The 23,145-nt window shown below is 62.0% G+C and carries 19 protein-coding genes; 8 read left to right on the forward strand and 11 right to left on the reverse strand.

What is annotated here, in order from left to right:
- Positions 1-64: 64 nt before the first annotated feature.
- Entirely contained in the window at positions 65-379 is a 315-nt protein-coding gene (locus A6D6_RS06020) for a ComEA family DNA-binding protein (RefSeq protein WP_133492138.1), read from the forward strand.
- A 174-nt stretch (positions 380-553) separates the two neighbouring features.
- Here the strand turns inward: A6D6_RS06020 and nth are convergent, their stop codons facing one another.
- The gene (gene nth, locus A6D6_RS06025; RefSeq protein WP_159660217.1) at positions 554-1,192 is read right to left on the reverse strand and encodes an endonuclease III; all 639 of its coding nucleotides are present in this window, start codon (positions 1,190-1,192) and stop codon (positions 554-556) included.
- 137 nt (positions 1,193-1,329) lie between these two features.
- On the opposite strand from nth, the gene gltS reads away from it, so the two are divergent.
- Positions 1,330-2,505 (forward strand): sodium/glutamate symporter, encoded by a 1,176-nt coding sequence (gene gltS, locus A6D6_RS06030; protein WP_159660277.1) that lies wholly within the window; start codon positions 1,330-1,332, stop codon positions 2,503-2,505.
- Between the two features lie 246 nt (positions 2,506-2,751).
- Here the strand turns inward: gltS and A6D6_RS06035 are convergent, their stop codons facing one another.
- From A6D6_RS06035 to A6D6_RS06070, 8 genes are all read right to left on the reverse strand, one after another.
- A complete protein-coding gene (locus tag A6D6_RS06035; protein ID WP_133492140.1) occupies positions 2,752-3,282 on the reverse strand; it encodes a glycine zipper 2TM domain-containing protein in 531 nt (176 codons plus the stop codon).
- Positions 3,283-3,456: 174 nt separating this feature from the next.
- Positions 3,457-4,170, reverse strand: coding sequence for an electron transport complex subunit E (locus A6D6_RS06040; RefSeq protein WP_133492141.1), 714 nt, complete (start codon positions 4,168-4,170; stop codon positions 3,457-3,459).
- Entirely contained in the window at positions 4,163-4,810 is a 648-nt protein-coding gene (gene rsxG, locus A6D6_RS06045) for an electron transport complex subunit RsxG (protein ID WP_133492142.1), read from the reverse strand. The genes A6D6_RS06040 and rsxG overlap by 8 nt, the downstream gene beginning before the upstream one ends.
- A complete protein-coding gene (rsxD, locus tag A6D6_RS06050; protein ID WP_133492143.1) occupies positions 4,807-5,832 on the reverse strand; it encodes an electron transport complex subunit RsxD in 1,026 nt (341 codons plus the stop codon). The genes rsxG and rsxD overlap by 4 nt, the downstream gene beginning before the upstream one ends.
- Before the next feature lie 31 nt (positions 5,833-5,863).
- Positions 5,864-8,548, reverse strand: coding sequence for an electron transport complex subunit RsxC (gene rsxC / locus A6D6_RS06055; protein ID WP_236564005.1), 2,685 nt, complete (start codon positions 8,546-8,548; stop codon positions 5,864-5,866).
- 8 nt (positions 8,549-8,556) lie between these two features.
- Positions 8,557-9,141, reverse strand: a complete 585-nt coding sequence (rsxB, locus tag A6D6_RS06060) for an electron transport complex subunit RsxB (protein WP_133492144.1) — start codon at positions 9,139-9,141, stop codon at positions 8,557-8,559.
- Positions 9,142-9,202: 61 nt separating this feature from the next.
- Positions 9,203-9,787, reverse strand: a complete 585-nt coding sequence (gene rsxA, locus A6D6_RS06065; RefSeq protein WP_022996454.1) for an electron transport complex subunit RsxA — start codon at positions 9,785-9,787, stop codon at positions 9,203-9,205.
- 197 nt (positions 9,788-9,984) lie between these two features.
- Positions 9,985-11,898: a metallophosphoesterase family protein gene (locus tag A6D6_RS06070; protein ID WP_159660218.1), complete on the reverse strand. Its 1,914-nt coding sequence runs from the start codon at positions 11,896-11,898 to the stop codon at positions 9,985-9,987.
- A gap of 190 nt (positions 11,899-12,088) precedes the next feature.
- On the opposite strand from A6D6_RS06070, the gene A6D6_RS06075 reads away from it, so the two are divergent.
- Positions 12,089-12,544 carry a Spy/CpxP family protein refolding chaperone gene (locus A6D6_RS06075; protein WP_133492146.1) on the forward strand — a complete coding sequence of 152 codons (456 nt, stop codon included), beginning with the start codon at positions 12,089-12,091 and terminating at the stop codon, positions 12,542-12,544.
- Positions 12,545-12,972: 428 nt separating this feature from the next.
- On the opposite strand, the gene metG is transcribed toward A6D6_RS06075, so the two are convergent.
- On the reverse strand, positions 12,973-15,006 hold the full coding sequence (gene metG, locus A6D6_RS06080) for a methionine--tRNA ligase (protein ID WP_159660219.1): 2,034 nt from the start codon (positions 15,004-15,006) through the stop codon (positions 12,973-12,975).
- A 121-nt stretch (positions 15,007-15,127) separates the two neighbouring features.
- Entirely contained in the window at positions 15,128-17,878 is a 2,751-nt protein-coding gene (locus A6D6_RS06085) for a hybrid sensor histidine kinase/response regulator family protein (RefSeq protein ID WP_236564006.1), read from the reverse strand.
- Positions 17,879-18,514: 636 nt separating this feature from the next.
- Between A6D6_RS06085 and A6D6_RS06090 the strand changes: the two genes are divergently transcribed.
- The 5 genes from A6D6_RS06090 to A6D6_RS06110 all read left to right on the forward strand — a co-directional run bounded on the left by A6D6_RS06090 (position 18,515) and on the right by A6D6_RS06110 (position 23,140).
- Positions 18,515-19,927 (forward strand): alkaline phosphatase D family protein, encoded by a 1,413-nt coding sequence (locus A6D6_RS06090; protein WP_236564007.1) that lies wholly within the window; start codon positions 18,515-18,517, stop codon positions 19,925-19,927.
- Between the two features lie 64 nt (positions 19,928-19,991).
- A complete protein-coding gene (locus A6D6_RS06095) occupies positions 19,992-20,303 on the forward strand; it encodes a DUF2288 domain-containing protein (protein WP_133493285.1) in 312 nt (103 codons plus the stop codon).
- 86 nt (positions 20,304-20,389) lie between these two features.
- Positions 20,390-21,436, forward strand: coding sequence for a PA0069 family radical SAM protein (locus A6D6_RS06100; RefSeq protein WP_133493286.1), 1,047 nt, complete (start codon positions 20,390-20,392; stop codon positions 21,434-21,436).
- 226 nt (positions 21,437-21,662) lie between these two features.
- Positions 21,663-22,424 carry an SDR family NAD(P)-dependent oxidoreductase gene (locus A6D6_RS06105; protein ID WP_159660220.1) on the forward strand — a complete coding sequence of 254 codons (762 nt, stop codon included), beginning with the start codon at positions 21,663-21,665 and terminating at the stop codon, positions 22,422-22,424.
- A 74-nt stretch (positions 22,425-22,498) separates the two neighbouring features.
- Entirely contained in the window at positions 22,499-23,140 is a 642-nt protein-coding gene (locus tag A6D6_RS06110) for an alpha/beta family hydrolase (protein ID WP_236564008.1), read from the forward strand.
- The last annotated feature ends 5 nt before the right edge of the window (positions 23,141-23,145 follow it).

Raw genomic sequence — 23,145 nt, forward strand, 5'->3', positions numbered from 1 at the left:
CAGCCCGCCCCGCGTGTCCCGTTTAGAGTGTCTTCTCCAACAACAAACCTTTAAGGAGAAGGGAATGAAACTCTATCGTGCATTGTGTTTGGTGGCGGCGTTGCTGGGAGCGGCGGTCTGGACCCAGACTGCTCAGGCGGCGGAGGATCCGGCGATGGACAGCGCCACGGCTGCGGCGGTGGTGGAACAAACCATCAACCTGAATCAGGCCACGTCGGCGGAGCTGCAATTGCTCAAGGGCGTCGGTCCGAAGACCGCCGAGGCGATCATTGCCTGGCGGGAACAGGAAGGGCCTTTTCAGGATGTGGAGCAGTTGCTGGCGATCAAGGGCATTGGTGAGAAAACCTTGCAGGCGATCCGCGACCGGCTGACGTTGTAAGTGAAACCAGGCTCCCGGCTTGTCCGGGAGCCATGGTAATAGCAGGTCTTTCGCTGCCAAGGCAGCTTCCCTCAGAGGAGGACCACGGAGCCGCTGTGGGAAGCTGCCTTGGCAGCGAATCAGCGCTGGATGTGCCTACGTATAGGGCGGGCTGGCACCAGGATACGGATGGGCTTACACCGGCCGCTGACTCCGCGGGAATTCGCACAGATCGGCGATGATGCACTCACCGCACTTAGGCTTGCGAGCCACGCAGGTGTAGCGCCCGTGCAGGATCAGCCAGTGGTGACAGTCGCGTTTGAATTCCTCCGGGACCACCCGGAGCAGACGCTGCTCCACCTCGTTGACGTTTTTTCCCGGCGCGATGCGGGTGCGATTGGACACCCGGAAAATATGCGTGTCCACGGCAATGGTGGGTTCACCGAAAGCGGTGTTGAGCACCACGTTGGCGGTTTTGCGGCCGACGCCGGGCAACGCCTCCAGGGCGGCGCGATCACGCGGTACTTCGCCGCCATGAAAGGCGAGCAACTGCTCGCACAGTTTGATGACGTTATTGGCCTTGGAATTAAACAGCCCGATGGTTTTGATGTATTCCTTCAAACCGTCCACGCCCAATGCCAGGATCGCTTCCGGCGTATTGGCCACGGGAAATAAGCGATCAGTGGCCTTGTTAACGCCAACATCGGTGGCCTGGGCGGACAGCACCACCGCCACCAGTAACTCGAAAGGGGTGTCGTAGTTCAGTTCCGTGGTGGGGTGAGGACGTTGAGCCCGCAGACGGCGGAAAATTTCCGTGCGTTTCTCGCGATTCATGCCTGCTCCTGAATCAGATCGCCGCAGTATAGCGAATCAGCGCGCTATCGCCACGTCGGAACGAACCGGGCATTCCCGCGTCAAAATCAGATTGCCCGTACCCGCCGGTTCAGAGGGCGATGGAAAAGGGAGTGAGTATGCAGTTTTCCGCCATGGAAACTCTGATGGTGGCCCTCATCGTATTGGTAGTGGGGCAGTGGCTGGTTCATCGATTCCGGATTCTGTCCGATCTCAATATGCCGGAACCGGTGGTGGGCGGGCTGCTTGCCACGCTGTTGGTGACGGCTCTGCAGTTGTCGGGCGTATCGCTGACCTTTGACGACGCGCTGAAAGGGCCGGCCATGCTGTTTTTCTTTGGAGCCGTGGGCCTGGCCGCGGATTTTCGTTTGCTGCGCCAGGGCGGCTGGCCGATGGTGGTGTTCGCGATTCTGGTGATCATTCTGGTGTTCCTGCAGGATGTGGTCGGTGTTCTGATGGCCAAACTGCTGGGGCTGTCACCGTTTTATGGCCTGCTGGGAGGCTCGATCACCATGACCGGCGGCCATGGCACCGGCATTGCCTGGGGCGAGGTCTTCAGCAATGATTTCGGGATTGGCGGGGCCAGCGAACTGGCCGCGGCATCCGCCACCTTTGGTCTGGTATTCGGTGCCTTGCTGGGTGGGCCCCTGGCGATGATGCTGATTCGGCGCTATCGACTGCAGGTGCCCGCCGGCCGTGAAGATGGCGAATACGATGGCGCGGAGCAGCCCCGTCCGATCGCCGCCGCCAGCGTGGTGCGTATCCTCATGTTGTTGTCCATTGGTGTGGTGGTGGGTACCGTGGCCGAACACCATGCCCAGGACTGGGTGCGTCTGCCGACCTTCGTCTGGGTGCTGTTCGTTTGTATCCTGTTGGGTAATCTGGCCCGGCGCTTATGGCCGGTGAACGACGCCACCATCGAGATGGTGGGCAATACCTCGCTGAGCGTGTTTCTTGCGATTACCTTGATGAGTCTGCAATTGCTGCAGTTGGTGGATCTGGCGCTGCCTATGCTTGCGATGCTGTTGGTTCAGGTGGCGCTGGCGGTCAGTTTCATTGTCTTTGTCACGTTCAGAGTGATGGGCCGCAATTACGATTCCGCGGTGCTGTGTGCCGGTCATTGCGGTTTCGCCATGGGCGCCACTCCCACGGCGGTGGCGAATATTCAGGCGGTGACGCAGCACCACGGTCCTTCGCCGTTGGCCTTCATCATCATCCCGGTGGTGGGTGGTTTCATCGTCGATATCGTCAACGCCACCACTATTCAGGGGTTCGTCTCTGTGCTTGGAGGCTGAGAAGCCGTTGACAGCGAAACCGTGAACCGCTGTGGGAAGCTTGCTTGCAAGCGAATGGGGTTCGCTCCGGTGTTTGCAATATTCGCTTGCAGGCAAGCTTCCCACAGCGGCTAAAGATCAGGCTGTTTTGTGTTTTCTTTGTCTTTTCGCTGTCAACTGTCCACTATCAACCGTCAATTGCAAAAAGGCCGCTGGAATCCTTTCCAGCGGCCTTTTCTATAGCGAGCGCTTTTCGGTTTTGCGTCTTTACTGGGTGATGACGTGGCCGTCTTCAATACGCAGCCGGTCACCCGGCTTGTTGTCCATTTTGATGGTGTCTTCCTTGCCATCGAACAGGTAAGTGACCTCGTAGCCTTCCACCGAACTCTTGTCATCCATGACCGTGTTACAGCGTCGCTCGGTGCTGGTGACGGTGTTGTTCTGCTGCATTTTCTTCTGAGCCTGGTTGCCGGCGATACCGCCGACGATGGCACCGCCCGCGGTGGCCGCGTCCTTGCCGCTGCCGCCGCCGAACTGATGGCCGATCACGCCGCCGACCACGGCGCCAATAGCGCTACCGGTGATACGATGCTGATCCTTCACCGGAGCCTGACGTTGTACCGCCACGTCCTGACAGACCTCACGGGGTTCCTGCCATTTCTTGACGATGGGTTCCACGTTCGTCACCTCGGCATAGCCGGACTGCTTTGGGGCTATTGCCTGGTAGGCGCCATATCCGATCCCGGCCACGGCAACGGTACCCACGACGGTCAAAGCGACAAGGGCTGCACTTTTCATGGGAGGTCTCCTTTTATTAAAGTTTGCCGTTGTATGGCCCTATTATCGTGAATTTTGGCGGGGTCGTTGTTTAACAGTAGTAAAATCGCGACAGGCGGCACACCAAATTTTTGGCTATTAACGTGGGTTTTCAAGCGAAAAAAGGGTGAAACCGGCGTGACTCGCCGGTTTCGATCAACTGACTTTGCCGGTAGTGCGGACGCGACGGCTGCCGGAGGACGAGGGGGACTCGCGACGCAGTTTGGCGGCCTTCATCCGTTTGTCGATGACGTTTTTGCCGGCGATGATCAAGCCCAGTCCCAGAAAAGCACCGGGAGGCAGGACCGCGAGCAGGAAGCCGCCGTAGTCCGGGATGATCTCCATGCGGAGTTGTTCCGCCCAGGGGCCGAGCAGTAATTGCATGTTGGCGAACAGGGTGCCGGCGCCAACCACCTCACGCAGCGCGCCGAGAATCACCAGCACGATCAGAAAACCCAGGCCCATCATGAAACCGTCAGTCACCGCTGGCAGCAGCGCGTGTTTACTGGCGAAAGCGTCGGCGCGTCCGAGCACGGTGCAGTTGGTCACGATCAGTGGGATAAAGATCCCGAGAATCTGGTACAGCTCGAAGGTGAACGCCTGCATCAGCATCTCGATCACCGTCACCATGGCGGCGATGATCATGACAAAGGCGGGCAACCGTACGGCGTCGGTGACGTAGTGACGGATCAGCGACACGGCGGCGTTGGATCCCATCAGAACCACCAGGGTGGCCAGGCCCAGACCAAGGGCGTTGACCACCGAACCGGTCACCGCCAGCAGCGGGCACAGACCGAGAATCTGTACGGTGGCCGGATTGTTATTCCACAATCCATCGCGGGTGATCTTGCCGTAATCCACGTCAGCCATCACAGCTCTCCGTTGTCCGTGCCTGGGCGGGCGCCTCGAACACCTCATCTCGGTGCGCCTGATAGTAACGCAGGGCGCCATGCACGGCGCTGACCACCGCCCGGGGGGTGATGGTGGCACCAGTGAAACTGTCAAATTGGCCGCCGTCCTTTTTCACGGCCCATCCCGAAGCGGACGGCTGCTCCAGGGAAGCGCCGTTGAATCCCAGAATCCAATCGGATTTGCGGATTTCGATATTATCACCCAGCCCCGGTGTTTCATTATGCGGTGGCACCACGCGCACGCCGAGTACAGTGCCGTCGCGGTCGACGCCGACGATCAAACGGATATCACCACCGTAGCCGTCCGGCGCCACCGCTTCCAGTACCGCGCCGCTGGCCTCGCCGCCAAGACGGGCGCGGTAGAGGGGATGCTCACCATGGCCCAGCAAGGGGGCGGTGATGGTAATGCTGTCGTCCAACAACGGATTGTCGTGCCGGGCCGGTGGCATCACCTGGGCCAGCGCGTCCGCCAGTGCGGTTTGCCGGTTGCACTCCACCCGCTGCCGGGTGGCCTGGTTGGTCAGTGCCAGAGTGGCGGCGGTGCCGATGGCGAACAGACCGAGAATCACCGCGTTGCGGGTAATCGCCTGGCCAATCATGAGCCGGCCCCCCGCTTGGCGCGTTGGTGGCCATAAGTGCGTGGCCGGGTGTAGTAGTCAATGAACGGGGCCGCCAGATTCAACAGCAGCACCGAGAACGCCACCGCGTCCGGATAGCCGCCATAGGTGCGGATTACCCAGACCAGTAGGCCGATCAGCGCGCCGTAGATCAGACGCCCGCGTGAGCTGGTGGCGGCACTGACCGGATCGGTGGCGATAAAAAAGGCGCCGAGCATGGTGCCGCCGGAAAACAGATGAAACAGCGGGTCGGCATAACGCAAAGGGTCGATTTGCCAGGCGATCAGCGCCGGTACGGCGAGGCCGGCGAGAAAGGCCAGCGGAATATGCCAGCCGATCACGCGACGGAACAGCAGGTATAGCCCGCCAAGCAGAAACGCCAGATTGACCCATTCCCAGCCGAGCCCGGCCCAGCGACCATGCAGAACAATCATACGATCCAGCGCATCGGCGTTGCCGGCGAAGGTGCGAAAGGTGTCCAGAGGGGTTGCCCCGGAGAGGCCGTCAAGCGCGCCCTGCCCGAGGAACTGGAATACGCTTTCCAGAACATCGGGGGTGCGATAGGGGGCGCCGCCGACCCAGTTGGTCATCGCCACCGGGAAGGAGATCAGCAGCAGCACATAGCCGACCATGGCCGGGTTGAATGGATTCATGCCCAGGCCGCCGTATAACTGCTTGGCGACGATAATCGCGAACGCCACGCCGATAAACGTCAGCCACCAGGGCGCGGTGGGGGGCAATGCCAGAGCCAGCAGCACGGCGGTGACCACGGCGCTGCCATCGCGCAAGTACAAAGCGACGGGGCGGCCGCGAGCACGCAGCATGGCGGCTTCACAGAGGACCGCCACCAGTATCGCCCAGACGACGTTCAGCAAAGTGCCGATGCCGAACAAAAGCGTCAGTATCGCCAGCCCGGGCAGGGTGGCGTAGATCACCTGGCGCATCACCGTGCCGGTGTCGGCGGGACCACGTGTGTGCGGCGAGGAGGCGTTGATCAGCGCCATGTGCGTTGCGCTCCTGGTGTTCCGATAGGGTTCATTCTTCCGCCAGTCCGTGTTCTTCCAGGGCTTGCTTCAGGGCCCGCCGCGCCAGGTGAGCGTCGTGTTCCAGGGTGCCCAGCTCCGAGGCCAGCCGTTTCAGAGTGTTTTCGTCGGCGGTATCGCGCAGGTGTTTCAACTCGTCACTCTTGTCCCGCAGAGCCGTTTCCGCGCGGGCTGCGTCCAGCTTGAGGGTTTTCAGATCCTTGCCGGTGTGGGCCAGCAGCGACGCCTTGGTTTCGTCCATCAGGGCGTCCAGGGCATCGCGGGTATGATCGGCTTTGGCCTTGAGCTTCTCCACCCGGGCTTCCATCGCGGCCAGGTCCACGGCGCCGTCACGGCGGGCCCGGTCGAGGGCGGAATGGGCTTCCTTGTATTGTTTGTGCGCCATCTTGTAGGCGGTCTTCAAGGCATTCAGGCGTTTTTGCCGTTTGGCCGCGTCTTCGTCGCTGTCAGACGCCTGGCCGGCGGTGCTGGCCGGTTCGGCGGTTGTCCGCGCGGTAGCGGTAGCCGGAGGGGGCGCCGTTTTTGGTGTGGCGGGCGCCGTGGCCTTGGCGTCGCGCAGTTGTTGCTTGAGTTGGTCCGCCCTGGCTTTCAGGCGATCGGTTTCGGCGCGCAGCCGGGCCGCGTCATCGGTGTCGTTTTGTTCCGCTTCCTTGGTCGCCTTCACCGCGGTCTTGTAGGCGGAGGAGGCCTCGGCCACGGCCTTTTTCAGTGCCTCCACGGGATCCACGGCGGCCGTTGGGGCGCTGGCGGGCTGCCCGGTACGTGCGTCTCGCAGGGCGGCCTTGAGCCGGTCCGCTTCCGCTTTCAGGGATTCCGCCCGGCTTTGCAGCGCGGCGGCGTCTTCCCGTTCTTCCGCCAGCGCGGCCTTGGCCTCGCGCAGAGCGTTCTTGTAAGCGGCGGAGGCGTCGGCGACCTGCTTCTTGAGGTCCGCCTCGGCCTTGGGGTGGGTGTCGGTGGACGGCGGCGCAGCCTTGCCGGCGTCGCGCACGGCGGCTTTTGCCTGATCCGCGGCGAGTTTCCGCTTTTCCACTTCGGTCTGATAGCGGGTCAGATCCGGATCCCCCCGGTTTTCCGCTTCCTTGGCGGCCTTGACCGCTGCTTTATAGGCCTTGGAGGCGTCCAACGAGGCTTGCTTGAGGGCAGCGGCGTTGTCACCGGCGGCTGCGGGAGCGCGGTTGGCCTGTTGGCGCGCGCGGCGGCGTGCCTCTTTCTCCGCCTGTTCTTTTTCCACCCGGGCCTGGCGGGCCTCGAAACGCTCGCGGGCCCGGTCCGCCTTGGTCCGCTCCGCCGCCTGGGTGCGGATCTCACCTTTGGCGTAGCGGTAATATTGCACCAGCGGAATATGGCTGGGACAGACATAGGCACAGGCGCCGCACTCAATACAGTCCATCAGGTTCTGCTGTTGAGCCCGTTCCAGGTCATCGTTCTTGGCGTACCAGTAGAGCTGTTGGGGTAACAGGCTGGCGGGGCAGACCTCGGCGCAGGCGCCGCAACGAATACAGGCCTGTTCGGGTTCCGGTTCCGGCAGCAGGTCGCCGGAGGCGGCGATCAGGCAATTGCTGGTCTTCACCAGAGGGATGGACGGGTTGTGCAAGGTGAAACCCATCATCGGACCACCGAGCACCAGCCGCTGCAGCCGGGTCTCGTCGACACCGGCGTGCCGCAGTAATTCCGCCACCGGGGTGCCGAGCAGAATCTCATAGTTGCCGGGCCGTGCCACCGCGTCCCCGGTCACCGTGGTGACGCGGCTGATCAGTGGTTCGCCGTCGAACAGGGCGCGTTTCAGAGCGTAGGCGGTGCCCACGTTCTGGCACACCACGCCGACCTGGATCGGCAGACCGCCGCTGCCCACTTCCTTGCCGGTGAGCAGTTGGATCAGCTGTTTTTCGCCGCCGGAGGGGTATTTGGTGGACACCACACGGACGTCGATATCGGCGCCCACGGCGGCGGCGCGCAGGGCGGCGATGGCTTCTGGCTTATTGTCCTCGATGCCGAGCAGGGTCCGGTCCGGGTTCAGCAGGTATTGCAGTACCTGAATGCCCTGGACGATGTCCGCGGCTCTCTCCCGCATCAGACGGTCGTCGGCGGTAATGAAGGGTTCGCATTCGACCCCGTTGATGATCAGTTCGCGCACGCGCTGATGGTCACCCAGTGACACCTTCACGGAGGTAGGAAAACCGGCGCCGCCGAGGCCGATGATGCCGGCGTCGGCGATACGCTCCAGTAACTCAGCGGGACTCAGCGCGAAGGGGTCGTCCAGTGGTGATCGGTCTCCCCAGCGATCCTCGCCGTCCGGTTCCAGTACCAGGCACGGGGCGTCCATGCCGGAAGGGTGCTGGATCGGGCGCGGGCCGATGGCAACGACGGTGCCGGAAGTGGGAGCATGAATCGGGGCGCTGACGGTGCCGTTGCCCTCGGCCAGGCACTGTCCCTTGAGCACCTTGTCGCCGACCTGGACCAGCGGGCGGGCGGGGGCGCCGATGTGCATGTTCAACGGCAATACCAGCCGCGAGGGAAGCGGACCGGGGAGGATCGGCGTGGCGTTGGACTCGCTTTTGTGCTCCGGCGGGTGAATGCCGCCGGGAAAATCATGGACTTCCGCCGGGCGCCGGACGCTGGACGCCAGATGCTTGAAAGCGGCGAAAACCCCCAGCGTCCGGCGTCCGGAGTCCGACATCTGGCGTTTCATAGGTTTACCACGTCGATCCGTTGTTCCGGGCTTTGGCCGGCACCGGCCGGTCGTCGCCAGGTCCAGGTTCCGAGGGTGGGAGCCACCGGCACCATGTCGATGCAATCCACAGGGCAGGGCTCCACACACAGATCGCAGCCGGTGCATTCATCGACGATCACCGTATGCATCAGCTTGGCGGCGCCGACAATGGCGTCCACGGGACAGGCCTGGATGCATTTTGTGCAGCCGATGCACTCGTCCTCGCGGATGTAGGCCACTTTCTTCACCGTGGCATCCTCGCTGCCATCGTCGTCCAGTGGCAGCACCTCGCGGCCAAGCAGTTCGGCCAGTGCTTCCACCGTGACCTCGCCGCCGGGCGGGCAGCGGTTGTGCTCCTCGCCGTTGGCGATGGCTTCGGCATAGGGGCGGCAGCCGGGATGGCCGCATTGGCCACACTGGGTCTGCGGCAGCAGGGCATCGATCTGGTCGACGATGGGGTCTCCCTCGACCTTGAATTTCTCCGAGGCGAAACCCAGCGCGCCGCCGAACACGGCGGCCAGCGCCAGCAGCGCAGCGATGGCAATCAGGATCGTGATCATATCGTCGTCCTGCTGTGTTTCGGCGTGAAAGCGTGCCGCGTGTCAGCGTGCCAGCGTTGCTTCATATCTTCACCAGCCCGGAAAACCCCATGAACGCCAGCGACATCAGACCGGCGGTGATCAGGCCGATACTGGGGCCGCGAAACGCCTCCGGCACGTCGGCGGCGGCGATCCGTTCGCGCATGGCGGCGAACAGTATCAGCACGAGGGAAAAACCGAGGGCGGCGCCGAAGCCGTAAGTCAGAGAGGTCATGAAGGTGGCGTCTTCCTGACGCACATTCAGCAGCGCCACGCCGAGCACCGCGCAGTTGGAGGTGATCAGCGGCAGGAACACGCCCAGCACCCGGTACAGCAGCGGGCTGGCCTTCTTGACGAACATTTCGGTGAACTGCACGGCCACCGCGATCACCAGAATAAAGCTGATGGTGCGCAGGTACTCCAGTGACAACGGCTGGAGGATATAGGCCCAGGTGAGGTAGGCGAGCACCGACGACAGCGTCAACACGAAGGTGGTGGCCAGGGACATGCCAATGGCGGTCTCCACCTTGTTGGAAACACCCATGAACGGGCACAGGCCCAGGAACTGGACCAGCACGAAATTATTCACCAGCACCGCGCTGACAAGAATGAGCAGGTAGTCGGTCATGGCAGAAGCCCGTTTTTTGCTGGACGCCGCGGCGTCGTGGCCTGTTTTTCTCGCCGGTTTCCGGCGGCGGCATAGTATGGGACAGGGAAATATGCCGAACAAGACGGTTTTGTTTATCTCTACGATGGTTTCGTTATAAGAAATTGCCCCTTGGGGTTCAATTATGCCGTGATGGCCCTTTCCTGACTTGTTCTGGATCAAATCCGATTATCCGGCTTGAATTCGGCGTCATGTCCATCGGCGCCCAGGTGTCGGATTCGCGCCGGAGCGCCGTCGGTATCCAGCCAGACCCGGCCGATGCCGGCACGGTTCAGCAGACGCCGGCCGGCCTCATGGGGATCGGGCCGGTAGGGCGTGACCGCCAGCCGACGGCGTTTGGTGAAGGCGTTGAGCGGCGACCAGGGAGCGTAGAGCCATCGGTTGAGACGGTCGAACCATTCCAGCAGCCGTTCCGGAAAACGGTTGCGCAGACCACTGTCGGTGATCTGCCAGATACGCGGGCCGCCGTCACGGTGACGGACCCGAATCCGGTAAACAAACGAGTAATGCACATCTCCGGACAGAATCACATAGTTGGCAGGAGTGCGGGAGTGCCGGAAGATGTTCAGCAGAACCCGGGCAGCCCCCGGGTGCGCCATCCAATTTTCGGCGTCCACCATCAAAGGCTTGCCGATCAGAGTGAACAGCCGCTGCACGGTCTCGATCAATTTAACGCCGAACATCGGTGCCGGTGACACCACCACCACCGCTTCCTCGCCGAGCAAGGTTTGTTGCAGTTCGGAGAGCGCCTCCCAATCCAACAGCCCTGAAGGGCGGGTAGGGCGGCGCTCGCTGCGCCAGCGGCGGGTGCGGGTGTCCAGTACGATCAGTTTGGGCGTGCCCGGCCATTGATAATGCCAGCCTTCAAAACGTAGCAGGCGGGTGATCAGAGCGTCCTGGGACGCCATCACCAGAGTGCCGGTGCCGTCACCGAGCAGCGCGGAGGCGTCATCGATCAGTGGTGTCACGCGGTCCGGCGCGTTACCCCAGCCCTGACAGAGCAGGTAAGCGATCAGCGCGTTGCCGATGATGCGGCGCGAAAAGGGCTGGCCGTAGGCGGTCTGTTCCCAGTCGGCGGTCAGGTTCCAGTCGTCGGTAACATCGTGATCGTCGAAGATCATCAAAGTCGGCAGATGGGCCAGGGCCCTGGCCACCTCGGGCATCTGTTTCCGGAATGTGGCCAGGGCCCGCGCTTCGCGCTGATACTGCTCCTGGTCGGTGCCGTCCAGGAGGGGAGGTCGTGGCTCGGCCAGATTCCAGGGGATGGGTGACCAGGCCAGCAAATACATCGCGATCACCTCGGCGAACGTGACCAGATGGCGGTCGGCGCTGGCGGTGGTGAAGATCGGCTTGCGCACGCCGCCGAAAAAGCGTTTGCGCAGGGCGCGGCCGCTCTCCACCGCCGGCAGCAGGCGTTGCCGGTGGAAGCCGTCCTGATGCCGGTACAGCGCCTGGCTATCGCCAACCCGAGCACCTTCCAGGGTTTCATCGATCAGCCCGAGCCGCTTAATCAGAGCATGGATGGTGGCGAGCATCGGCATGGCCACATCGTCGGCGTAGATCTGGTCGCCAGTAAGCAACAGCAGGTTGGGGCGCTGATCCGGCTTCCCCAGACTGTCCGCCACCACCTGATCAACCCGGGCCAGTCCGTCCGGCCCGGATTGATGGGGTTTGCGGCAGGAACCATGCAACAGGTTGGTAAGGCGCGACCGCCATACCAGGCTGGGGCGGCGCTGGTTCGCATGCAGCAGGTGGGGCGCCCAGTCCGCCACGGCTCCGTGGCCGTCTATGATCAGGTCGTAGCCGATTTCCTGTCCCTCGGGCAACGTGGAGCTCAGTGGCAGGTCGATCAGATGCAATACCGCCTCGGCGCCGACTGGCAGCTTGCGGCAGTTTTCCGTGTCCAGAGGGTATTGCCGGTCTGGCCGGGTGCCCTGCGGGTCCGTTTCGAACAGCTGCAGGCGCAAAGCCAGACCATGGGAGGCCACCAGCCACAATACCAGGCGCCGTGCTTCCAGGCGTCTTAGAATCGGTCCGGCCAGGACCGCTGGCAGTTCCGGGGTACTGGACATCAACCCTCCTTCTCATGCAGGGTAGCGAGGTCGCGAGAATCACGGATAGCGCCCGTCCCGGCGACGGACCGCTGATGTTGAACAAGCGTAAAAAGTGTCGTGTTTTCCATACCACACCGCGTTTTTCCGGGGGGAATGAGATAGGGTACACGGCGTATCGGACCTGAAGATGAATTTCAATGGAGATGTTATGAAACTTTTTCGATTGCTCGGCGTGGCCCTGACCGCTTTGACTCTGAGCTTGCCGCTGGCCGCCCAGGCGCAGCAGGCTGGGCAGCCGGATGAAGTGGCGCAGCTGGCGAGCCTGGTCAATCTGACCGAAGATCAGCAAAAGGAAATCCGTGGTCTGATTCAGTCCACCGATGCGGAGGTCCGCAAACTCCAGACCGAGGCCCGCAGCCTCCAGGAAAAGCTTCAAGGTGAAGTGAAACCCGACTACAGCGAGCGCAACATTACCCGCACGGCGAAAAAGCTGGGTGAAGTGATGGGCGAGATCACCGGCAAAACGGTACTGCTGCAAGCGCAGGTGGAATCGGTGATGACCGAAGAGCAACGCGCCGAGCTGCAAAAGAAAATGCAGGAACAGCAGCGTCAGATGCAACAACGTATGCAGCAGATGCAGCAACAACAGCAGCAACAACGCTAAACGCGAGGTTGTCTGGCGAAAAAAGCGGGCCTTTTGGCCCGTTTTTTTTGGTTCATCGCGGTTTGTCGGGAACTGGAATTGCCCTCCATCATGGACAGCGGAGCCGCGTTACGTCTTTGCGGGAACGCCGTGAAGCAGGGTCCCGCAAAGGCGTAACGCGGCTCCGCTTCGAGGTGACCGGAAAGCATGGTGCTCTTCTGGCCTTGGAGACACAAATTCGGCGGCCACTACAGCGCCCCTGTGGGAGCTTGCTTGCAAGCGAATGGGCTTTCGGGCCCCCAATTCGCTTGCAAGCAAGCTCCCACAGCGGCTTCGTAGCCCCTTCTGTGCCGGCGGCCGCCGTTGTGGAGCCCGCCTCCCCGATGGAGGCCCACATTCCCGTCATTTCGCGATGAACCTTTTTTAGCCACCGTCCATGACCGTTTTGTTCAGCCCACTTCCATACCGGGTTCGGCGCCGCTGTCCGGGGACAGCAGGAAAATATCCTCACCACCGGGGCCGGCGGCCAGAATCATGCCTTCGGAAACACCGAATTTCATCTTGCGTGGCGCCAGGTTGGCCACCAGCACCAGCAAACGGCCGTTCAATTGCTCCGGGCTGTATTTGGCCTTGATGCCGGAAAACACGGTACGTTCGCCGAGCGCGCCAACGTCCAGCCGCAGACACAGCAGTTTATCGGCACCTTCCACATGGCATGCTTCGATGACCCTGGCGACGCGCAGCTCCACCTTGCCGAAGTCCTTGATGTCAATGTGATCGTTACCCCGGTCCTCCGCTCCGGCCGCTTTGCTGTCTTCCTTTTTGGCTGCCGGCGTCGGTGTGGAGTCCTTGGAATCTTCCAGCATGGCTTCGATGTGGGCCATGTCCACCCGCGCCATCAGAGGGGTGAACTTGTTGATCGGATGCTCCTGGAGCAACTTGTCGGTGTCCGCCCAGGTCATCGGGTCGATCGCCAGAAACTGTTCCGCCCGTTCCGCCAGGCCAGGCAGTACCGGTTTCAGATACAGTGTCAGCAGACGGAATACGTTCAGAGCGGTGGTGCACACGGCCAGCACTTCCTGCTCCCGGCCTTCTTCCTTGGCCAGGGTCCAGGGGGCCTTGTCGGCGATGTAGCCGTTGGCGTGATCGGCCAGCGCCATGATTTCCCGCATTGCCTTGCCGAATTCCCGTTGTTCATAGAATTCGGCGATGCGGGGCGCCGCCTCCTGGGCTTCGCGCACCAGCAAAGGATTATCCAACTGGGCACTCAGTGTACCGCCGAATTTCTTGACGAAGTTACCGGTGCGACTGGCGATGTTCACCACCTTGCCGACCAGATCGGTATTCACGCGCTGGGCGAAGTCGGTCAGGTTGAGATCGAAGTCGTCCACCCGGCTGTTGAGTTTGGCGGCGAAGTAATAGCGCAGATACTCCGGATCCAGATGTTCCAGATAGGTGCGGGCCTTGATGAAGGTGCCGCGGGACTTGGACATCTTGGCGCCGTTCACGGTGACGAAGCCATGGCTGTAGATGGCGGAGGGCTTGCGCAGCCCGGCACCTTCCAGCATCGCCGGCCAGAACAGACCGTGGAAGTTGATGATGTCCTTGCCAATGAAATGATACAGCTCGGTCTTGGAATCCGGCTGCCAGTACTCGTCGAAATCCAGCCCCTCGCGCTCGCACAGATTCTGGAAGCTGGCCATGTAACCGATCGGCGCGTCCAGCCAGACATAAAAATACTTGCCCGGGTAGCCGGGAATCTCGAAGCCAAAATAGGGGGCTTCCCGGGAGATGTCCCAGGGCTGCAGGTCTTCCATCCACTCCTGGAGCTTGTTGGCCACCCCTTCCTGGAGAGAACCGGAACGGGTCCACTCGCGCAGCAACGGCTCGAACTGGGGCAGATCGAAGAACAGCTGAGTAACTTCCTTTTCCACCGGAGTGGCGCCGCTGATGGCGGAATAGGGCTCGATCAACTCCGCCGGTGAGTAGGTGGCGCCGCATACCTCGCAGTTGTCGCCGTACTGATCCGGGGATTTGCATTTCGGGCAGATGCCACGAACGAAACGATCCGCCAGGAACATGCCCTTTTCCGGATCGTAAAGCTGGGTGATGGTCTTTTCGACAATATAGCCGGCGTCCTTGTTGCGCTGGAACACCATCTCGGAGAGTGCTTTGTTCTCCGGGCTGTGGGTGCTGTAGTAATTGTCGAAACGGATCATAAAGTCGGCGAAATCCCGTTCATGATCGGCCTTCACCTGGGCGATCTGCTGCTCCGGCGTGATGCCGTTTTCCTGCGCCTTGAGCATGATGGCGGTGCCGTGAGCGTCGTCGGCGCAGACATAAAGGCAGTTGACGTCACGCAATTTCTGGAAGCGCACCCATATGTCGGTCTGAATGTATTCCAGCAGGTGGCCCAGATGAATCGGGCCATTGGCGTAGGGCAGGGCGCTGGTAACCAGGATCTTACGGGTTTGGTCGCTCATGGAAGACTACATCGTGGACGGAATCGGACCGGCTATGATACTGGCCATGGCGGTTATTTTCACGCCTGATTCGGGCGGGGCATCCGGCGGATCGCGGTCCGTGCCCCGGCGTTGACCGATCTTACAGGTTGGCGATGGCGCGGTTGCGCTGCAGCGCTTCCATCACCTGATCCCGCGAAACCGGTTTGCTGAGATAGTCATCCACGCCGGCTTCCCGCGCTTTCTGGACATAGTCATTGGTGGCGTGAGCGGAGAGCGCGATGATCCAGCTCGGATCCACTTCCCGGTCCGCCTCGAACTGGCGGATCTCGCGGGTGGCCTGATAGCCGTCCATGACCGGCATCTCACAGTCCATGAAGATCACGTCCCAGCCTCCCGGGGTTTGCATTACCTGCTCCAGCGCCTGCCCGCCGTGATTGAGCAAAGTGGCGTGGATGCCCAGGGAGCGCAGAATGGAGTCGATCACCAACTGGTTCACGGCATTGTCTTCCACCACCATGACATTCAATCGGGACAGGGGCGAGCCGCTGGTCGGACGCGGGCCGGATTCGGGAACGGCTGGCTGCTGCTGCCGCAGCAGCTGGCCCAGGGTGTTTTTCAGGCCCCGGGAGGACACCGGTGTTTCCAGCAGCAGCATGTCTTCCGGCAGTTCACCTTCCAATTGGGCGCCAATGGTTTGCAGGATCATCAAGGGCGGGTTGCCAAAGGCGCGTCGCGCGGCCAACAGGTCATCGCACGGCCGCAGGTTGTCTTCCGCGGCGATCAGAAGATCCACTTCCAGGTCCGCCGGGCGGGTGTTCAGGGCTTCCCGGGCATCGTTGTTCTCGTACACCTGCAGCCCCCAGCGGGTGAGCAACTGGGACAGGCTCAATGACAGAGCCGCGTCCTGGTTGAGCAGCATGACCTTGCGGCCGGCCAGAGGCCGGTCTTGTCGTGGACCACGTTGAACCCGGGTGGGCAGGGTCAGCCAGAAGGTGGCGCCGCGTCCCAGGGAACTGGATACGCCGATCTCGCCGCCCATCAACTGTACCAGGCGCTTGCAGATGGTCAGGCCGAGCCCGGCTCCCTGGGCCTTGTGGCGAGCCCCGTGGGGGCTCTGGTTGAACACCTGGAACAGATTGCGCTGTTGCGCCTCGTCCAGGCCGATGCCGGTGTCCACCACTTCCATCATCAGCACGCAGTAGCCCTGGTCGTCCGGCGACTGGCGCACCGTCAGGTGCAGCGCCACCTGGCCGCGATCGGTGAATTTGAAGGCGTTGCTGAGCAGGTTGGTGAGAATCTGTTTGAGACGGATCGGGTCGGCCTGGATGTACTGCGGCACCCGCGAATCAATGTAGGTGTACAGCGGCAGCCGTTTTTCGTTGGCCCGGGCGGTGAATAGCCGCACGCAATCGTCCACCAGGGCCTCCAGGTCCACCTCCTGAAGCTCCAGTTCCAGCTTGCCGGACTCGATGCGCGAATAATCGAGGATGTCGTTGATCACCGTGACCAGTGATTGGGTGGACTGGTAGATGGTGTCCACATATTGGCCCTGCTGGTGCGTCAGATCGGTACGCCGCAGCAGGTCGGTCATGCCGATGATGCCGTTCATCGGGGTGCGGATTTCGTGGCTCATGGTGGCCAGGAATTCGCTCTTGGCCTGGTTGCGGGCCCCGGCCTTGAACGCTTCCATCTCCGCCACCGCCTTGTCGCGCACGGAATGGGCGTGGGCTTCCTTGAGCCGGGTGATGCGCCGGGCCAGTGCCAGGGACAGCAACACCACGTCCAGAAAGACGCCGATTTGCGCCAGATTCTCGGTAAGCGTGGTCCGCGGCAGTACGCCGTATTTGTTCAGCGCCATGGTGGCGGCGCCGACCATGAAGCAGGTCCAGGCCAGGGTGAAAATACGGGCATCGGGATCCCCGGCCAGAGCTCGCGCCACCGCCACCGCCATGATGGTGATATCCATGGCCAGAATAGCCAGCACGCAGATCGGGATGAGCGTATCGCGGCCGATGAAGGGGGCCGCCAACAGCAGTACCACTCCCACCGTCACCAACCCCCTGAGCAGCTGGGCCAGCGGCGGAGCTCGCTCGGCCAGACCGAGGAAGTTGAGGCTGAACAACGACGGCATGATGACGATCAGCGGCAACAGGTAATGCACCGAGTACTGGCTGATCAAAGCGGAACCCGGCCACAGATACTGCTGGCTGAACCCGTGTAACGTCGCCATGAACAGCGTCACCACCAGGGACCAGCAGACGTACAGCAGATAAACGCGCTCGCGGATGGTGAAGAACAGCACCAGATTGTAGAGAATCATCACCAGCATGCCGCCGAAGAACAGGCCTTGCAGCAGGGTCCTGTGCTGCAACTGCTGATGGAAATGCTCGGAACTGAGCAATCGCACGGGCAACTGGATGCTGTGGGCGGAGTCCACCTGCATCAGCACGGTGCGCGGCTCGCCGGCGGGCAGGTTGAGCGGGAATGCCGGCAGGGCATGGGGATCCGGGCGTGCCCCAAAGGGCAGGTCGATGCCGGCCCGATACTCCGAGAGCAGCGCATTTTGCTCGTCCAGCACGTACACTTGGACCCGACCCAGCAGGCCGTAGGGGATTTCCAGATGCCAGTCGGTGCGTGACGGATCCTGGTTCTCCATCGCCATCCGGAACCAGCAATGGTCCCGGGTGAAGCCCAGATTGGGGGCGTGATCACCGGCTGGCTGCCATGGCCAGCGTTGTGGATCACGGGTCAGGGTGTCACGGTCGGGCACTCGATTGGGCGGTGCGCAGAAGTAGTCCAGATGAGAATAAGGGGCGAGGTCATCGTCGCCGTCGTTGATGACCACCTTTTCCACGGCATGCGCGCTTACCGACAACAGTAAGATCAGCAAGCCCGAAAGTGCGAGCCGGATTGAGCGGTTCGGTGCGTCCTTGATCAAAATCGTTGTAACCCGATGAGACGATCCATTGGGATAGTATTAATTAAGTATGGCGGCCTTGCCAGCTCGGAATAGAGAGGAAAAAATCGCCGGGAGCGATTTTTGACGTCGCCTTGGCGACGGCCCACAGGTGACCGCCATGGACGGTGGTCACAAAAAAACGCCGGGAGCGATGGCTGTCCCACCGTTGTGGAACGGGCCGCTAACACGCAACACGCCAACGCGCTTTGAAAACGCCCGGGCCTCGCGGGGTGGAGCGTTCCATGGCTTAAGACCATTGAACTCCCCCTTCGGGGCGCCCCGCGGGGGGGCAAACGGTGCTTTAAGCACCGTTGTGTGGCCCGGGTCCGCAGGGCGCATGGTTTCGTGGAAGGAGATGCCGGATCAAGTCCGGCATGACGGGGTTGCTTTGAATTGGTGTCCCCAAGGCCGGTAAGTGGGCCTTGGGTTTGGCGTGCCGGCGTGTTGCGTGTCAGCGTGCCAGCGGATTGTGGGACACTAATGGCCGGGAGCATTTTTTGACGCCGCCTTGGCGACGGCCCGGAGGGTGACCGCCATGGACCGTGGCCAAACAAAACAGGGGGAAATGTGAAAATCCACTCATTTTCGGTGGGCCCCGTGGTGGGAGCGGTAGCGCCACGGCGGGTACGTATTTTGGGCGTGATGCCGACCGCATCGCTGGTGGCCGGGGAAAAAAAGGCGCTGGGGCGGATTCGCTGGCGTCGTGAAGGGGAAAGCCACTGGCGCGGGCCGAAGCATTTTCGCATCAACGGTAATTTCGACAGCAGCGGCGTGGTGGTGCTCTCGGAGCTGGAGCCGGGAAGCCGTTACCAGTTCCAGGCCGGCTGGGTCAGTGACAGTGCCGTGGCCGATGCGGCACTGCAATGGGACGGGGCCGACAACGGTGCCTTCCGTACCTCGCCGCTGGATGAAAGCGCCCCGGCGCGGTTCCTGTTCGGTTCCTGTTGTTACCGCTTCGTCGGCAGTGACCGGGAAGTGGAGGACGCCCGGGCCGACCGGGTGTTCGCCACCATGGCCGGCATCGCCGAGCATGAGCCCACCGATTTCGTCATGTTTGGCGGTGATCAGGTCTATGCCGACGCCACCTGGCGGCTGGCGGCGGCGTCCACCCAGCAACATTATTTCGACCTGTACCGGCAGAGCTTTGGTCAGCCCAACATCAAGCGGCTGATGTCCCGTTACAACCAGCACATGATCCTTGATGACCACGAGATCGAGAATAACTGGCCGGCACGGGCGGACGCCGATCTCTGGACCAGCAAGTATCCGGCGGCGATCAAGGCCTATCAGATCTATCAGGCCTCGCATTCGCCGGCGGTACCGCTGAACGATGCCGGCACCCGGCTGGATCGTGACCCGGATGCGCTCTGGTACCGTTTCCGCTGGGGCTGCGCGGACTTCTTCATGATGGACCTGCGTACCGAGCGGGTGCTGAGCCGCTGGCCCTGGCAAAAGCGCATCACCTCCAAGGTGCAGGAACGGGCGGTGCTGGAGTGGCTCAATACCGAGCCGGACAGGATTAAATGTCTGGTGTCCTCGGTGCCGTTGTTCCCGGAACAGCGCTGGCCGTTCCGTGGCGATGATGCCTGGGAAGGGTTCCGGGCCCAGCGACAGCGGCTGCTGGACGGTATCCGCGATGCCGGCTGCCGGCGGGTGCTGGTGCTCAGCGGCGATGTGCATGCCTCGCTCTACGCGCGCCTGGATGCCCGCGGCCGGGCGCCGGTACATGCCTGGATTTGTTCCGGCCTGTTCTGGCCCACCGCGCTGATGGCGTTCCGCTGGTACCGCCCGATGATTCGGGATCAGCACCACCTGCGCGGTTTGAGCCGGTTGTCGGTGGGCAAGGTCTCGGTACCCGGTGAAGTGCATAGCCGTGATGCGTTCTCGCGGATTGTGCTCGATGACAATGGCGCCTCGCTGACCGCCTATGATCGACACGGTGAGCCCCTGCCTCAGGTCGGGCGGGAAATTCAATGGTGATGGCGGTTTTTCCCCAACCCTCACCTGGGCCATAATGGCGCCCCTTCTTTTGTCCGGAGCCGTCATGACCGAGCCTTCCCCTGGCCAGGTATTGCGAGAAAAACTGAACCAGGAAACCGCTCCGATGCGTTGGTCCGAACTGCAGCCTTTTTTTGCCCGGGGGCTGGTGGTGGCGGTGGCGGGGCATCTGGATCTGATCGATGTGGCGGCGGCGTTCGCCGAGGATCAGGCGGCACGGATTTCCGTCTGGCGCAAGGACGGCGAGGTGGACCTGGTTCAGGACCAGCAGGCGCAGGGCTGGTTCGAGACCGATCAGGAGCTGTGGACCCTGGTGGTGAAGCCCTGGGTGCTGGTCCAGCCGATTCCGTTGCACTGATCTTCCAGTGCGCCCAAAGCGCTTGCGTTGACTCTGGTCTCCCTCAATAATACTGTTCAAATGATCAGTATTATTGAGGGTGGATCATGGCCAATCAAGCCGGTAACCGGGGTACCCTGAGCGAATGTGAGGGACGTTTCGCGGTGACCCGGATAGAGCGGGACGAGCCCCCGGAGGCGCGACCCACCCGTTATCACCGGGAAATCGCCCGCTCCGTTATTACTCATAATCGCAGCCCGGATCTGCACTTCGACAGCAGCGTCAATCCCTATCGGGGCTGCGAGCATGGCTGCATTTATTGTTTCGCCCGCCCCAACCACGCCTATGTGGACCTGTCGCCGGGGCAGGATTTTGAAAGCGAGATCTTCTGCAAGGACAACGCCGCCGAAGTGTTGCGTGAAACGCTGCGCAAACCAGGCTACCGCTGCCGTCCTTTGGTGGTCGGCACCGCCACCGATCCCTATCAGCCGGTGGAACGGGAGCGACGCATTACCCGGGAGATCCTGCAGGTGTTGTCCGATTGTGCCCACCCGTTCAGCCTGATTACCAAAAGCGCCCTGGTACTGAGGGATCTGGATCTGATCGCGCCGATGGCGCGCAACGGGCGAGCCAGCGTGGCGGTGTCCGTGACCACCCTGGACAACACGCTGAAGAATCAACTGGAACCACGGGCCACCGCCGGCCGTGAGCGGGTACGGGTGGTGAGGGAACTGGCCCGGGCCGGTGTGCCGGTGACGGTGCTGGTGGCGCCGCTGATTCCGTTCATCAACGATCATGAACTGGAGGACATCGTCGAGCAGGTGGCCGCCGCGGGCGCCCGCAGTGCAGGTTATGTGGTGCTGCGTTTGCCTCATGAGCTGGGCGCGCTGTGGGAGCAATGGCTGCGGGAGCATTATCCGGATCGCGCCGGGCGGGTGATGTCGACACTGCGGGAACTGCACGGCGGGGCCGCCTATGACAGCCGCTGGTTTCATCGACATCAGGGCAAGGGGCCCTGGGCGTCGCTGTTGTCCCAGCGTTTTCGCAACGCCTGCCAGCGTCATGGTCTGGCGCCCCGGGAAGGTTTCAAACTGGATATTTCCGGTTTTCGACCGCCGGGCCAGGAAGGCCAGATGAGTTTGTGGGGGGATTAGATGTGGGCCGGATGTCAGACGCTAGACGCTAAAGTCAAAACCCGGGGCCGCGGGTGTTGCGGAAGCAAATAGGTGTTTTGGTTCTTGCCAGGGTGTTGGGGCTGGTTTTGCATTACCAGCGTCCAGCGCTTTTGCCATCATTGAACAGCCTTTTACGAATCAACACTTAAATATGCAGTGAAAAAAGAGTTAACTGACTGGAACTGAACCATCGACGGAGCGGGGTATGGAAGCGGTACTGATCACTGGCGCCAGCGCCGGTATTGGCGATGCTTTCGCCCGGCAATTGGCGGCGGAAGGGTACAATCTGGTGCTGGCGGCGCGGCGCTTGCCGGCCCTGCGGCAATTGGGTGAGGAACTGGCCGCTTCGTTCAATATCGAAGTGGTGGCGCTGGAATGCGATCTGTCCAGGGTGGACGCGGTATCGCGCCTGATACACGAGCTGGATACCCGCGCGATTCGTCTGGTGGGGTTGGTCAATAACGCCGGTTTTGGTGACCGGGGGCTGTTCAAGGATCTGCCGCTGTCACGGCAGATGAACATGATCCAGGTAAACGTCAACGCTTTGGTGGCATTGACCTGGCAGGTGTTGCCGCAACTGAGCAATGCCCGCGATGCGTTCATCATCAACGTGGCTTCCACCGCGGCCTTCCAGGCCGGGCCGAACATGGCTGTCTACTACGCCACCAAGGCGTTCGTGCTGTCCTTCAGCGAAGCGTTGCATGAGGAATTGCGCGGCCAGGGCATCAAGGTCAGCGCGCTTTGTCCCGGCGCCACGCGCACTGAATTCGCCGAGCAGGCCAACATGGGCGGGACCAGGCTGTTCAAGGCCGGTACCATGCAGCCCCGAGACGTGGTGCGCCAGTCTCTGGAGCACCGGCGGCGCGCCATCGTGGTGACGGGCTGGCGTAACCGGTTGCTGGTCTGGCTTGGCAAATTCTCCCCACGCCTGGCGACCCGCCGCATTGCCGCCTGGCTGCAGGCCTGACACCGAAACCCGAAGGGCCAGGCTCACTTTCCTTAGTTGGATGGATCGCAAACAGGCTCTGAGGAGACCGATCATTGTCGTTGTTGTGGAATCGGCCGGAGCGGCCAAAAGTCACCCTGGTGTTGGCCCATGGCGCCGGGGCGCCGATGGACAGCCCTTTCATGACAAGCATGGCGGAATTGCTGGCGGATCGGGGTATTCAGGTGGCCCGCTTTGAATTTGAGTATATGGACCGGCGCCGTCGCGAAGGCGTCAAGGCGCCGCCGGATCGGGCCGAGAAGTTGCTGGCGCGATTCGATGCCGTTGTGGGCGAGGTGCTCAAGGAAAAAGACAGTGGATTGCCACTATGGATTGGTGGCAAATCCATGGGGGGACGCATGGCGACGCTGCTGGCGGCGGACACCGGAGCGGACAATCAGCCCTGGGCCGGCGTGGTGGCCCTGGGCTATCCGTTTCATCCCCCGGGCAAACCGGAGCGTACCCGCACCGGCCACCTGCCGTCGTTGTCACGGCCGACCCTGATCTGTCAGGGAGAGCGCGACCCGTTCGGCAGGCCACCGGAAGTGGCTGGCTATGCATTGGGCGGCCAGGTGACGGTGACCTGGCTGCCCGATGGGGACCACGACCTGAAGCCGCGAAAATCAGCGCCGGTAAGCCACCAGGATAACCTGCGTCAGGCGGCGGATCGCATCGTCGAATTCATCGACGCCTGCTAGCGGAT

This window comes from Alcanivorax xiamenensis (assembly GCF_009846745.1).
In the GTDB taxonomy this organism is placed as follows: Bacteria; Pseudomonadota; Gammaproteobacteria; order Pseudomonadales; family Alcanivoracaceae; genus Alloalcanivorax; species Alloalcanivorax xiamenensis.